The organism is Shewanella olleyana, assembly GCF_023283825.1.
In the GTDB taxonomy this organism is placed as follows: Bacteria; Pseudomonadota; Gammaproteobacteria; order Enterobacterales; family Shewanellaceae; genus Shewanella; species Shewanella olleyana.
In genome coordinates, this window is record NZ_JAKILD010000008.1 from 129,730 (window position 1) to 142,951 (window position 13,222).

Consider the following 13,222-nt stretch of genomic DNA (forward strand, 5'->3'; position numbering starts at 1 on the left):
ATTAATCCTTTGCCTCAAATTTAACGCCACCTTTTACGGTGCCCCAAATCGGAATATCTTTGATAGATTTTGACTCAACCTCTAATGGGTTCTCATCCAGAACGGTAAAGTCAGCAAACTTTCCTTGTTCGATGCTACCCAAGGTGGTTTCTAAACCAAGAATATAAGCCGCATCAATCGTCACTGCGCGAAGCGCTCTTTCCACGCCAATACACTCATCGGGTGCAACGACCGTTTCGCCATCCTCTGCAACACGATTTACAGCTGCATACACAGCCGTTAGAGGCAGCATAGGAACAACTACTTGCGGATAATCAGAGTGCAACGCAAAAGTGACACCTTCTCTCTCAAGTGTACCTAATCGTGCCACAGTTTCTGAACGATCAGGACCGTAAGCATGATCTCTGTGTAACAAGCTACGGAAGTGAGAGAAATAATTATTAACGCTGGCAATTCCGCCTAGGCTTTTCAATCTGCGAGCCTGCATTTGATTACTCATGGCGTAATGCTCTACCGTAAAGCGGTGGTCAAAGCGTGGGTGTTTTGCTTGTAACTCAGCTAAAGCATCCAAGGTCAGGTCAATAGCAAAATCACCATTTGCATGACAATGTAGCTGTAATCCTGCGTCCCAGTATGGCTTCATTATTTTTGCTAAATTACTATCACCCGGTTGACCATTTGAGCCATCTAGATAGCCCGGAAAGCCGACTAGTGAACCCATCAGTGGGTATGAGCCATCACTCATGAATTTGATGCCGCCAAAACACAGGTCATCGGTTTCATTCTTCTTAAGTGTATCCATATACTGAGGGCCTGCGTCACCAAACTTAGCATTCAGTGCAGCAGCGTATGGCGTTAGACGTATACGTACAGGAAACTCAGCGTCTTGCGTTGCTGCCTGGTGGTCTGCAAGCTCAATATCAAAATCAATCACGCCAAACATTAAATCGGCAATGGTTGTCACGCCAGCTCGGTTGGCAATATCAGCCATGAATTTAAGACCAGGGACACCACTTGCCTCTGAAATTGTCTGCATGATAGGAATAAGTGCATGGCTACAAGCCTCTGGCTCGGTAACAATGCCCTTTAAGCGACCATCTTCATAAAATTTAATATGAGGGTCATTGCTATGTTGAGGAATATTAGACAACTCAATCGCAGGCGTATTCATATAAATCAAGTGTGGTGCCCAAGAAATAAGGTAGATTGGACGAGTTGAACTAATCTTATCCAATACGTCACGTTCTAATACACCGCCACCTTGTTTTGCTTCATCGTAACCCCAAGCAATCAAGGGTGCCGTTGGGTCTTTTTCTTCTTTATCTGCTTTGCGTAGAAAGTCTAAAATTTCTTCACAGTTTTTCAGCGGTTTATTCATGCCATTTCTTCCTGGCCACGCTAATGGTCCAATAAAGTTCAATGACATAAAGCCAGAAGACATCCAGCAATGAGAATGCGGTTCGATGAAACCTGGCATAATCACTTTGTTTTCAAAAGAGTTATCAACTTCCCAGTCATATTGAGCTAGCCAAGGAGACATTGAGTCAATGGTACCTGTTGATAATACTTTGCCATCTAAAACGGCGACAGCTTCAACTTCTGGGCGGCCTGGATCCATTGTTAGCACTTTTTTTGCTGTAAATACGGTTACTTTTTTGTTTGTCATAGCCTTTATCCTATTTGTATTTCTTTATTTTCGTTAAGTTACAATTTTTTATTTGCGTAAAGTCAATCAGTTAAACCGCTAAGCTAAAGCTAAACCTCAACTAAATGCTTGCTGGTCAGTAAAATATTTTTAATCTCTAGTACATTGGCAATCGGCGTTAAATCTTCAATTTGCTTGTTTCGTAGGGGACTATCTAGCCACGCTTGATAGCAAGACTCTTTTTCCCAACAACAGTGAATATAAGTCACACGGGGATCTTCATCGGAAGCTAATACTTCTCCATATTTAAATCCTGCTATCGTCTCTGCAGCTTCTTCAATGCAGCGTCTTTCTTTCCAGATTTTTATTAGTTCTGCATTGTTATCATCTGCCACTGTAAGCATCATAAAAGAGTGAAAACTCATATCGAACTACCTCTAAGTTGGTTGAATTAGGTGTTAGTTTATAGGGGAAAACTGAATTGACCTCCTCGCTAAGTGAGGACGCGGTTCTCACTTCGTCACAAGGTTTACTGGGGAAATAACAAAAGTAGCTAATCTTGACTTTAAATACTGTTAACGCACTGATTACATTGCGTATAAATACCCACATTAAAGTGATATATTGAATAACTCTAACAACAATACTTTTAGAACTACATTAATGAATTTTAGTCTCGAGCAATTAATAGCGTTTGTTGCGGTTTATGAAGAACGCTCTTTTAGTAAAGCTGCAACAAAACTTAATAAGCATCGCACCACAACCGGACAGGTAATCACAAACCTAGAAGATACGCTTGCCGTTGAATTAATGGTGCGGGAAGGAAGATATGTAGAACCTACAGAAGAAGCTCATTTATTGTACCACTACGCCAAGTCGATAATAGAACAATCAAAAATCTTCGATAAAATGGCCTTAAGCCTTGCCTATGGCGGGTTGGAGTCTATCTCTTTTGGTTACTCTAGTATGATACCGCTTGGTTTGTTACAGATAATTCGTCGCCAATTAACGAATGACTTCCCCAGTATGAAAGTCAATTTTTTAATCAAAAATAAAGCGGAGCTAGAAAAAGAAATAAAAGAAGGAAGCATCCATTTTGGTATTGCCAATGTGCATCACGGTAAGGGTATGTTCGATATGGACTCAAGTCTTATCGGTTATATTGAGTTCATGCCTTTTGTAAAGAAAGAAGGCCTTCTAGCTAATGTCACGCCTGAAATGGCGTTAACCGAGCTGCGAAAAAGCAGACAATATGTATTAAGCGCTTTTTCACAAGAAAATTTGAAAGATAAAGTCGTATTATCAGCGATTCATGAAGAAGTAGACCAAGTGGCTTTAATCATAAAAATGCTACAAGACGATAACTGTTGGGCATGGTTGCCTAAAGTCTTAAGTGAATCATCTTATGCCACCGAACATTTACAAATGATGGATCTTGAACAACTCAAACAAGGTCTAAAATTTCCTTTTGCGCTGTGGAATCCACACTCCAAACCATTAATGCCGATTAAAAAATCAATTTTGATGGCTGTAGATGAATATACAAAACATTTTACCGATCTACTTAAGCACTAAACTAATCATAACTAACATAACAAGTGTTATGTCACTCGCTCATTTTCAGCAAAATCTAATTCAATCAAATTGAATTGGCTTTTGTTGATCCGTTGAATGATATCCAATCCACACTTGTGACCATCTTGAATTGTATTAGTCTCGACTTGAGCTGACATTCAACTTGAAAAAGTGAGAGTTACCCGTTTTGATAAAGGTGTCGAATCTTTTAATCAAAACCAAAGGTAACTCTCATGTTGCATACTAACAATCCAATCATTAAACACAAAGCGGGTTTACTCAATTTAGCTGAAGAGCTGGGTAACGTATCCCGAGCATGTAAAGTCATGGGTGTCTCTAGAGATACATTTTATCGCTATCAAGAACTTGTTGAAGATGGTGGTATTGACGCCTTAATCGAAAAGACACGTAGAACACCTAATCTAAAGAATCGAGTTGACGAAGCGACCGAGCAGTCAGTGCTCAAATATGCTATCGACTTCCCCGCTCATGGCCAACATAGAACCAGTAATGAACTGCGTAAGTTGGGTGTATTTGTGTCAGGTAGTGGTGTTCGCTCTATTTGGCTTCGCCATAATCTAGAAAACTTCAAGAAACGGCTTAAAGCATTAGAGGACAAGGTCGCTAATGACGGGATCATACTCACCGATGCCCAAGTTGCCGCTCTTGAAAAGAAAAAACATGATGATGAAGCTTGTGGCGAGATAGAAACACATCATCCAGGCTACCTCGGCTCACAAGATACGTTCTATGTCGGCAATCTAAAAGGTGTGGGTAGGATCTACCAACAGACTTTCGTCGATACTTATAGCAAGACTGCGTTCGCTAAGCTCTATACGACGAAAACCCCGATCACCGCAGCAGATATGCTCAACGATAAAGTGCTGCCTTATTTCGAACAGCATGAGCTTCCTATGCTACGAATATTAACAGATAGGGGAACAGAATATTGCGGGCGAGTTGAGCAGCATGACTACCAGTTATATCTAGCAATAAATGATATTGACCATACAAAAACTAAAGCGATGTCACCGCAAACTAATGGTATTTGTGAGCGGTTCCATAAGACAATTTTGAATGAGTTTTATCAAGTCACTTTCCGAAAAAAGCTATACGATAATTTAGACATGTTGCAAAAAGATCTAGACGAATGGATAAATTACTACAACAATGAACGAACCCATCAAGGCAAAATGTGCTGTAGTCGAACGCCACTTGAAACATTATTGGATGGGAAACAGATTTGGGCGGATAAAAATCTAGCTCAAATCTAAGCTGACAGACACCATAAAAAATGGGTAACTGTCAGATCAAGTCTGAGCTACTACATAGTCAGAGGGCTACGAATCATGGAGCTAAGAGTCAGGTTGCGACCAATAACCTTTCTATCAATAACCTTTCTATCAATAAAAAAGTCATGATGAACTTATCTTTTGCCGCTTGTGTTTTAGCTGCTTCCTTGTTCATGGCATCAAGCACTTTTGCTGCGGTTATCGAATGTAATGATTGTTCTGCTGAGCAGCGAGATGCTTCAATCGCTCAACGAGAGACAGGCTCTGTTTTCGTGGTGGATTTTGTTAATAAAACCGTTGATAAATATATGATTAATGATGATGGTACTACTGAGGTATTGGATCCGACTCTAGCTGATGTGAGTAAACTTAATCAGCAATTTCCCCATCGTAAAACCTATTTACGCGATCCTAAATAAGCGCTAGAGCGAATATCGTTTATGCCGCACTTGGCACCTATACCCAAACAACCTGAAGATGCTCGATTTCAGCAAGAATTTACACGCGTTTAGGTAAGGCATTGATTGCGGGTAATGGTTATTCCCTTTTCAAAATCAATAACGCAGCATAAACGCGTGTAAAACTTGCCCTCAGGGAGTTTCACCGTGTTCCCACTACGTTGTTGCGCTAATTTATAAGGTACCTACATTACCGCATTAACGCGCCTAGTATTGAAAACACGGTGAAGCTCTGAAACACGTATCTTCAAGTTGTTTGGGTATATACGCATAAACGATATCCGTATTTCAACTCAATATGCTGTAGTCATTAAATCAGAACTGATTAAAAGTGATATTTCACCAATAAGTTCGTCACGCTTTGATCTGTGTTAAAGCCTGAGCTGCTTTTAATGCCGTATTTATTCTTCCAATAGTCATACTCAATACCCACGTATAACGCGCTTTCTCGCATGCCGACTTGTTTACCTAAATCATATTTAAGCTGCGGATTAAAATGGAAGTTTTTCTCGTAACTGCCGTCTGAATCGACAACCCAATCAATAAAGCCATCAAATACAATTGTTGACTCGCCCACAGGCCAGCTCATTTTCCAAGTTGGGGTTATTTGCCAAGTGTCACCATCACGACCATCGGGCATTCTTTTGTACATATTTAATTGAAAAAAATCGAAGCCCGGAACGGCTAAGTCAAGCCCTGCGCCAATAAGAAAAGATTCAACATCACCTTCACCAAATTCAACGGTAGTCGCAATTAGTACGTCTTTTACAAAACCTATTTCTACAGGTTTGTCTAACATTTTACTAAAGCTAAAACGTGGAGAGAATTCGCCATAATAGGCTGTTTCACCATTTAAAAAGTCTTCTTCACCATTGTATTTTGTGAAGTCGACAAACATGAATAAATCACCAATATTCCAACCACTAGCGTGTTCATAAGTGATTGTTTGTTGTATTTGAGGATTAACTTTAAAGTTATCACCATAAAGATAGGACAGGCTATTGTCTTGCCATTGAACTATCTCACTTGAAGTAGCCTCATTTGCTGCAACAAATGGAGCCTGACAAAGCAGTATCAGGGCGAGCAAACGTTTCATATTAAATCCTTGTAAATGTTATATTTAATGATTACCGACAGTTATGTTTGCAAGAAGTCAAACCCCTCTTTGCCGAGATTATTCTCATAACAAAACAGCGCCAGCTATTATGACATTTTGTTTACACTTAATTAAGCGTTAGATGCTCCCGCAAAGCGAAATGTTATTTTCTTTTTTAACCCCTTTCTACTGATTTTAAATTCGACAATTAAGCCAAATGAATAAGTTATATAACCAACAAAATATGAACTCAGATTCACATTTTGTGTTTTTTATAATACCATTGCCAAAATTTCTACTCAAAAATTAGGCTACTTAACGTGGAACTGTGGCGAGTAAGTATATAAAGGGAGTTTAATAAAAGATGAAAAATATCGTTAAATTAATGGCTTGCACAGCAGTTATCTCAACCTTGTTTCCGCAACCGGAGTTATACGCTGCACCTTACCATTCAGCGTTAGCAAAAGATAAAGCGGTAGAGTTTGCGCCTGGTATTATTTCAACTAAAGCTCATTTTGAAATTAATACTGTGTTCAATAAGACGGGTGATGAGGTAATTTTTGCAAGATGTAAAGATGACTTTAGCCACTGCACTATGATGCAGTCATCGTTTGTATCGGGTGAATGGCAGCACCCAACTGCACTTGCAATATCAGGTGACTATTTAGATGCGGACCCTTTTTATAGTCCTGACTATACTCAGCTTTATTTTGTCTCTAAGCGTCCGATTGCAGAAGGGGAAGCTGAGTCAGCAGAGGTGAATTTATGGCGTTCAACTAAACTTAATGGTCAGTGGCAAACTCCAGAATACTTAGTTAATGTGAACTCAGATGCGGCAGATTTATACCCATCGATAACCGACAAAGGCGAGCTCTACTTCCCTTCCTTTAGAGATAATGGCCGCCATATGTATGTTGCTCAGCCAAAAGGAAACAGTTTTAGTAAGCCCAAACCCTTGCCAAGTCATATCTATGGCTTCAATGGTAATATTGGTGACTCAGCCGTATCTCGAGACGGGAACACGATTGTATTTAGTATTAAAGATCGTGATGACAGCAAAGGTAAAGGCGATTTATACATATCAAATCGTGTTAACGGTAAATGGACTGTAGCCAAAAGCTTAGGGGATAAAGTGAATACGGCCGATCATGAATTCACTCCCATTATCTCCCCTAACGGCGAGTATTTATTCTTTACTCGAATTGAAAATGGCAGAGGTAATTTATATCAAATAAAACTAAGTGCATTGATAGACTAAGTCGATAAAAAGAGGGCAAATCCTCCCTCTTTATAAAATAGCGCCTGGTTATAAAGGGCCTAGTTATAAAGCGCTTAGTTTTAAAGCCCTGGTAACTAAAACCTAGTAACTAAACCCTAGTAACAAGTCTTTTACTCTTTATGCTTTTAACGCTAATGGTTCTTGAGAAAAGCTAATCCCCTCCCAACCATTTTGCATAAATTGACGGATATTTTGGTGGTCATTGCCTTCAGGGGTGGCCACTACATCTCGATAATGCTGACCAAATAAACTCAAGGTTTGTTGCTCATTTAGCTGATGTAAAGTGCCAAAAGCAAACACCTTACAAGAACCCGCATTTTCACCCTCTGCATTGTTTTGCGCGCCATTAGTAAATGCACTGGGGGTATAACTATAATTTGCTTCAATAACTGCCATGGTTTGTTCAAACTGTATTTGTTCTGGATCTGCTAATGCGGCAATAAACTGTGTCAGTGTTGGTGTTGATGTTGATGTTGATGTTGGTGTTGATGTTGATGTTGATGTTGATGTTGATGGTGTCATAACCTGTTTTTAATCCTCTTTACCAATATAAAATGACAATACAATAAATAAACTGCTGAAAAATAAATTTAAATTACCCTAAAGGCATGAACAACTTAGGTCAATTGAAACAAACTCTTATTTCCAAACTATTTCTTATTGCCACTGCAGTGATCAAAATAGCGACTAAAATCGCCGCTATGTTAACCTACGCTAATTGTTATCATCCACCATCAAGTGACCAACCTTTACCAGTATCACAGTGTCTTGTTCAACGTACGGATTATGTTGGCTTAAGTGTGGACTGCGGATCCAATTGCCAGCAGGATAGCGACCTAACTCATCGATAAACTCACCGCTTATCACGTAAATCTCTTCCCCGCCAAAATGACGATGTGGCTGAAATTGGCAACCTGCTGGCCAAAACACTAAAGCGGTAGATTCAGTTAAGTGCTGATGCAAAGGCATCACTTGTAAATCACCTTGGCCAGGTAACCAATCAGTATTTCGAGTATCGACTCTGACTTGCTCTGTATCGCTAGGTAAAAATTGATGCAACTTAACTAATAACTCACAGCCCTTTTCACTAAAGGGCGCATGACTGAATCCCTCAGGATTGCGGATATAAGTGCCAGCAGGATAATCACCCGTTTCATCTGAGAAGATCCCAGATAACACTAAAATCTCTTCGCCTAATGGATGAGGGTGTGATGAGAAGCTCGCGCCAGCATCGTACTTAACAATGCTTGTTGCATGACCACGCTCCGCTTCCTCACGTGCTAGTCGTTTGCGCCAAACTCCTTTGGCAGGGCTTTTATCCCACTTCAGCTGCTGAGTGTTTATCACCACACGCTGAGTGAAATCCATATTGATAGTATCCATTGCACCACGACTCTTCGTTATTGCTTAATGGCAACATCATAGGCTGAAACACCATTAAAGCCTAGTCAGCACCTAAAGTGTGATAGGTTTAATAAGCAGAAAATAAAAAGCCTGCTCAATAAATTGAACAGGCTTTGGAAGGGAGATTGCAATGAGTAGTCATCAGGAGATGAAGCTAATTACTGCTTTCACTGTTCATCATTCAATAAAACAGCGAGCCAAACGTCTTATTTAAATGGAACTGGACGCGGCGTGTTCTCATTTGATGGTGGTAAAATTGGTAACATAATTTGTGGCTGGTCACCGGTTAAGCTTTTCAAGAAATCAACCATTTGCTTAGTTTCAGTTTCAGTCATTTTCTGACCTAATTGAATATCAGCCATAGTGTTAACTGCTTCTTCAAGCGTCCATACACTGCCATCGTGGAAGTACGGGTAGGTAAGTTCGATATTACGCAGCGTTGGTACTTTAAACACGTACTTATCAGCTTCTTTACCTGTAACGCCTTTACGACCTTCTGCAGGGTTTTCAGTATGGAATGGTTTTAATAAGCCCATTTTCATGTACATGGTGCCACCAACAGCAGGACCGTTATGACAAGCTACACAGCCTTTATCTTTAAATAACTGGTAACCGGCTTCAGCATCCGCTGTAATGGCTTTTTTGTCGCCTTCTAAATACTTATCGAATGGGCTGTTAGGCGTGACTAGCGTCTTTTCAAATACTGCAATTGCGTCGGTAATTCTGTCGATATTCACTTCATCAGAACCGTAGATCGCTTTAAAACGTTCTACATATCCAGGCATTGACGCAATAGTGCCTACAGCCAATTCATGGGTGTAGCCCATTTCTTTAGGGTTATCGATTGGACCCGCAGCTTGCTCTTTTAAGTCAGCTGCTCTGCCATCCCAAAACTGGGCAAGCATGTATTCGGCATTTAATACAGTAGGAGAGTTAATTGGCCCTTCTTGCCACTCATGACCAATAGAAGTTGGCAGAGCATCAACACCACCTAGAGAGAGGTTATGACAAGAGTTACATGAAATGAAACCAGACATAGAAAGACGTGGTTCAAAAAATAACATTTTGCCTAGTTCAACTTTTTCAGGCTCAGTGATAACAGCTGGCTTGATCACTTCGATTGGCTCACTAGCTTGTGAGGTAGAGATTGAAAAAATTGATGCAATTAAAATTGCAACTGAGGTTAGCTTTGTCATAACTAATAACCTTATAGAGTGTATGGTTTAATTAACGCCATCATATCCTCCACTTTTTATTAGTTACAGCGACTAAATTCGATTGGGTCTATCGCGTATTTGGATGATAAAAACGAGACTTAAATCACTGTAAATAATAACTAATAAGGTAGGTTAACCCCATAACAGATTAGCAAGCGAAGCTGTATCAAAAATACCGATTACAACCAAGGTAGATCACACTACTTTGTATCAAAAAAGCCTCATTCACAGTTACACCTTACAAAGATGAGCAGCGCTAGGTCGATATCAACTTGGACTTTATCGCCTTTTAGTCTTGTGAATCATCACTGTGATTAATTTAAGCTAAATTAATTATACCCAAACAACTTGAAGATACGTGTTTCAGAGCTTCGCCGTGTTTTCAATACTAGGCGCGTTAATGCGGTAATGTAGGTACCTTATAAATTAGCGCAACAACGTAGTGGGAACACGGTGAAACTCCCTGAGGGCAAGTTTTACACGCGTTTATGCTGCGTTATTGATTTTGAAAAGGGAATAACCATTACCCGCAATCAATGCCTTGCCTAAACGCGTGTAAATTCTTGCTGAAATCGAGCATCTTCAGCTTGTTTGGGTATATGCTAGAGTTAAGACTAAGTTAAGCTAGCACTATGATAGAACAATGGAATAATTATCTTTTTGATGTTGCTCATGGTTAAAAACTGAAGCAAATCTAGCTCAATGCAATCAATCTGATTAAAACCAAGCTTAGAAATAACACCGATTCGATAATGAAGGTAGCCACTAAATGGATGTTCAACTCCCTCTCGTTTCAAAAGCATGGCAAGCAATTAAAAACCTCATTTCAGGGCAAACCAACGTCAGCGCCGATAGTGATAGCGTTGAAGGCAAGTTATCACTCAAAGAAATCACCCAACTGTATCCTCGTAATACCCCTATACAGTCAGAAATAGAAAAATGCCTGTTATACAATCCAATAAAACCTGGTAATCAACCCATTAACTCGTCTCTAGATGAATCAGAAGCTAAAGTTAATCAAGCAAGTACATCTGTTATAGACGGTAAATTAACAAATAATCTATCGACTCCCTCCCAGCCTTTCAGCAAACAAAACCAAGAACCACGCTCACAGGTTGAAAATACAAGCTCAGCAAGCAAAAGCCTTTTTATTGGCCGTGACACTCAGCAACAAAAAGTCGTTGATGCTATCAATCGTTGGAAAAATAATAAGGGAGAATTGACCGCGATAATTGGCCCGTTTGGTTCTGGAGTCAGCTCTTTTTTGAATCAGTTTCATAATCAATATCACCAAACAGAACCTGTGACTTATTTAAGTTTTTACCATGCAGCGCTCTCAGCTAAAGAAGCTATCGCAAACCTCTGCTATTGCTTCAATATAACTGACGAACCCAAATCAATTACCGCGGCTATTTCACTGATCAATCAGCAAGAGTCACACATCATTATCATTGATGATCTTCACAAGTTGATGCTGAGAATGATGGGCAATTATCAAGCCTTAGTGACCTTTGCCACTATCATTATGGAAACCAGGCAACAACACTGCTGGATATTAGGCTGTGAGACTTATGTATGGCATCGTTTGTCATCGCAATATTCCATCACTAACTTCGTTAAAATCATCGTTAGATTAGACTACTTTTCTGCACTAGAATTTAGAGATATTGTTGAAAGTAAAACAGCACAAATTGGCTTAAAGCTGACACTCGATAGTGATGATGAAAATGAAAAGAGCGCAGTAGAGCAACTGAGCAAACAATTACATCAAGTGAGTGGTGGCCATAGTAAGCTTGCCTGTATATTGTTATTTAATGCATTAGCAGAAGATGGAAACCACCCATTAAGTTTGCAGCCTATTTGCACACCCGATACCACTACACTCAAACAATGCTCAGATGAAGACTTATTCAGTCTTGCGGAGTTATACGTCCATGGCGGCCTGCGAATATTTCAACATGCTGAAATCTTTGCTTGCAGCGTTGAACAAAGCTCATTAAAACTTGAGTATTTATCACGGCAGGGGCTGCTGAAGGCACATTACTCTAAACAAGATTTTGCCCAGCATTATTATGCGATTGCCCCCTCGTTAACCCGCATCATTGCCAATCACTTGCTAAATCATAATAAATTGTACTTGTAGGAAATAATTGAAATGGAAAATTCTCGTAAAATTCTACAAACCATATTAAATATTATCTCTGTTAATCAGCTCAGTTTGCAGTAGGGAGTACTAGTAAATGGAAGATTCTCGTAAAATTCTACAAACCATATTAAATATTATCTCTGTTAATCAGCTCGGTTTGCAGTAGGAGCAATAGGAAATGGAAGATTCTCGTAAAGCACTACAAGCCATATTAAATATTATCTCTTTTAATCAGCTCGGTTTGCAGTAGGGAGTAGTAGTAAATGGAAGATTCTCGTAAAGCTCTACAGGCCATTTTAGATATCATCTCTTTCGATAAATTGTTGGCGTTCGCTACGGTTTGCATATTTGCTTGGGTTATCATGATCATTGTGCAGTTTGTGCTAAAACAACTGACCATAAAACTACCCAAATATCGATTACTCTGGAGTCGTTTATATCCTTTTGCACGCCTGTTTGTATGGGCAACAGTTATCATTTACACCATTACTGAAATTATTGATCCCCACGAAAATCTGATTTTAGCTGTTATTGGTTCAATCGGAATTGTATTGGGTTTAGCGACCCAAGAGCCTGCTAAAAACATGATTGCAGGCCTTATCATTATGATTACCCCGCCTTATCGCGTTGGCGACATGGTGACGCTTTCAGGCCATTACGGTGAAGTGATTCAGCTTGATTGGAGTGTCACATGGCTTAGAACATTTGATGATAATACTGTGATGGTGCCTAATGCTGAGGCGCTTAAAACTGCGGTGTCGAATGCTAATAGCGGTGCATTAGATGAAATGGTCGTAGTCACGTTTAACCTCCCTATTGAAGCTGATCACTTAAAAGCAATACAACTCGCAAAAGAAGCGACTCAATGCTCACCTTATACTTTTTTAGATAAACCCATTACCGTCAATATTGCTACTGATTATCAGTATGGCGAGCACCTTATTCAGTTAACGATAAAAGCCTATGTGATGGATATCAGGCTAGAGCGAAAGTTTGCCAGTGACATTAATTTTCGGGTTTTAAATGCCTTTAAACAGGCAGGATTTTATTCTATGTCAACTTCTGAGACCGCTGAGGCAATTAATTAAATTACTGCCATATCTTGAACAG

12 protein-coding genes are annotated in these 13,222 nt (G+C 39.7%); 6 read left to right on the top strand and 6 right to left on the bottom strand.

Translation table 11 applies throughout. The features are described from left to right. Nucleotide 1 precedes the first annotated feature (1 nt). Complete coding sequence (locus L2735_RS07755) at nt 2–1,666, bottom strand: amidohydrolase (RefSeq protein WP_248984151.1); 1,665 nt, start codon at nt 1,664–1,666, stop codon at nt 2–4. A gap of 89 nt (nt 1,667–1,755) precedes the next feature. Next, nucleotides 1,756–2,070 carry an antibiotic biosynthesis monooxygenase family protein gene (locus L2735_RS07760; protein ID WP_248984152.1) on the bottom strand — a complete coding sequence of 105 codons (315 nt, stop codon included), beginning with the start codon at nt 2,068–2,070 and terminating at the stop codon, nt 1,756–1,758. A 199-nt stretch (nt 2,071–2,269) separates the two neighbouring features. Between L2735_RS07760 and L2735_RS07765 the strand changes: the two genes are divergently transcribed. The 3 genes from L2735_RS07765 (at nt 2,270) to L2735_RS07775 (ending at nt 4,931) form a co-directional block, all read left to right on the top strand. Next, nucleotides 2,270–3,220 (top strand): LysR family transcriptional regulator, encoded by a 951-nt coding sequence (locus L2735_RS07765; RefSeq protein ID WP_248984153.1) that lies wholly within the window; start codon nt 2,270–2,272, stop codon nt 3,218–3,220. A gap of 233 nt (nt 3,221–3,453) precedes the next feature. After that, nucleotides 3,454–4,494: an IS481 family transposase gene (locus tag L2735_RS07770; RefSeq protein ID WP_248984154.1), complete on the top strand. Its 1,041-nt coding sequence runs from the start codon at nt 3,454–3,456 to the stop codon at nt 4,492–4,494. A 143-nt stretch (nt 4,495–4,637) separates the two neighbouring features. Further along, on the top strand, nt 4,638–4,931 hold the full coding sequence (locus L2735_RS07775) for a hypothetical protein (protein ID WP_248984155.1): 294 nt from the start codon (nt 4,638–4,640) through the stop codon (nt 4,929–4,931). A gap of 364 nt (nt 4,932–5,295) precedes the next feature. On the opposite strand, the gene L2735_RS07780 is transcribed toward L2735_RS07775, so the two are convergent. After that, complete coding sequence (locus L2735_RS07780) at nt 5,296–6,066, bottom strand: outer membrane protein OmpK (protein WP_248984156.1); 771 nt, start codon at nt 6,064–6,066, stop codon at nt 5,296–5,298. A 364-nt stretch (nt 6,067–6,430) separates the two neighbouring features. Between L2735_RS07780 and L2735_RS07785 the strand changes: the two genes are divergently transcribed. Continuing rightward, nucleotides 6,431–7,324, top strand: a complete 894-nt coding sequence (locus tag L2735_RS07785) for a TolB family protein (protein WP_248984157.1) — start codon at nt 6,431–6,433, stop codon at nt 7,322–7,324. 138 nt (nt 7,325–7,462) lie between these two features. Here L2735_RS07785 and L2735_RS07790 read toward each other — a convergent pair whose 3' ends face one another. From L2735_RS07790 to L2735_RS07800, 3 genes are all read right to left on the bottom strand, one after another. Next, a complete protein-coding gene (locus L2735_RS07790; protein ID WP_283104573.1) occupies nt 7,463–7,867 on the bottom strand; it encodes a HopJ type III effector protein in 405 nt (134 codons plus the stop codon). Nucleotides 7,868–8,059: 192 nt separating this feature from the next. Beyond that, nucleotides 8,060–8,728 carry a cupin domain-containing protein gene (locus tag L2735_RS07795; RefSeq protein WP_248984158.1) on the bottom strand — a complete coding sequence of 223 codons (669 nt, stop codon included), beginning with the start codon at nt 8,726–8,728 and terminating at the stop codon, nt 8,060–8,062. A gap of 227 nt (nt 8,729–8,955) precedes the next feature. Next, nucleotides 8,956–9,945 carry a cytochrome-c peroxidase gene (locus tag L2735_RS07800; RefSeq protein WP_248984159.1) on the bottom strand — a complete coding sequence of 330 codons (990 nt, stop codon included), beginning with the start codon at nt 9,943–9,945 and terminating at the stop codon, nt 8,956–8,958. 790 nt (nt 9,946–10,735) lie between these two features. Here L2735_RS07800 and L2735_RS07805 point away from each other — a divergent pair. After that, complete coding sequence (locus L2735_RS07805) at nt 10,736–12,109, top strand: ATP-binding protein (protein ID WP_248984160.1); 1,374 nt, start codon at nt 10,736–10,738, stop codon at nt 12,107–12,109. A gap of 266 nt (nt 12,110–12,375) precedes the next feature. After that, a complete protein-coding gene (locus L2735_RS07810) occupies nt 12,376–13,200 on the top strand; it encodes a mechanosensitive ion channel family protein (RefSeq protein WP_248984161.1) in 825 nt (274 codons plus the stop codon). Nucleotides 13,201–13,222: the final 22 nt, after the last annotated feature.

Excerpts from the sequence above, each read along its gene's own strand:
- L2735_RS07755 (WP_248984151.1), bottom strand. The coding sequence starts at position 1,666 with ATGACAAACAAAAAAGTAACCGTATTTACAGCAAAAAAAGTGCTAACA.
- L2735_RS07760 (WP_248984152.1), bottom strand. The coding sequence starts at position 2,070 with ATGAGTTTTCACTCTTTTATGATGCTTACAGTGGCAGATGATAACAAT.
- L2735_RS07770 (WP_248984154.1), top strand. The coding sequence starts at position 3,454 with ATGTTGCATACTAACAATCCAATCATTAAACACAAAGCGGGTTTACTC.
- L2735_RS07775 (WP_248984155.1), top strand. The coding sequence starts at position 4,638 with ATGATGAACTTATCTTTTGCCGCTTGTGTTTTAGCTGCTTCCTTGTTC.
- L2735_RS07780 (WP_248984156.1), bottom strand. The coding sequence starts at position 6,066 with ATGAAACGTTTGCTCGCCCTGATACTGCTTTGTCAGGCTCCATTTGTT.
- L2735_RS07785 (WP_248984157.1), top strand. The coding sequence starts at position 6,431 with ATGAAAAATATCGTTAAATTAATGGCTTGCACAGCAGTTATCTCAACC.
- L2735_RS07790 (WP_283104573.1), bottom strand. The coding sequence starts at position 7,867 with ATGACACCATCAACATCAACATCAACATCAACATCAACACCAACATCA.
- L2735_RS07795 (WP_248984158.1), bottom strand. The coding sequence starts at position 8,728 with ATGGATACTATCAATATGGATTTCACTCAGCGTGTGGTGATAAACACT.
- L2735_RS07800 (WP_248984159.1), bottom strand. The coding sequence starts at position 9,945 with ATGACAAAGCTAACCTCAGTTGCAATTTTAATTGCATCAATTTTTTCA.
- L2735_RS07805 (WP_248984160.1), top strand. The coding sequence starts at position 10,736 with ATGGATGTTCAACTCCCTCTCGTTTCAAAAGCATGGCAAGCAATTAAA.
- L2735_RS07810 (WP_248984161.1), top strand. The coding sequence starts at position 12,376 with ATGGAAGATTCTCGTAAAGCTCTACAGGCCATTTTAGATATCATCTCT.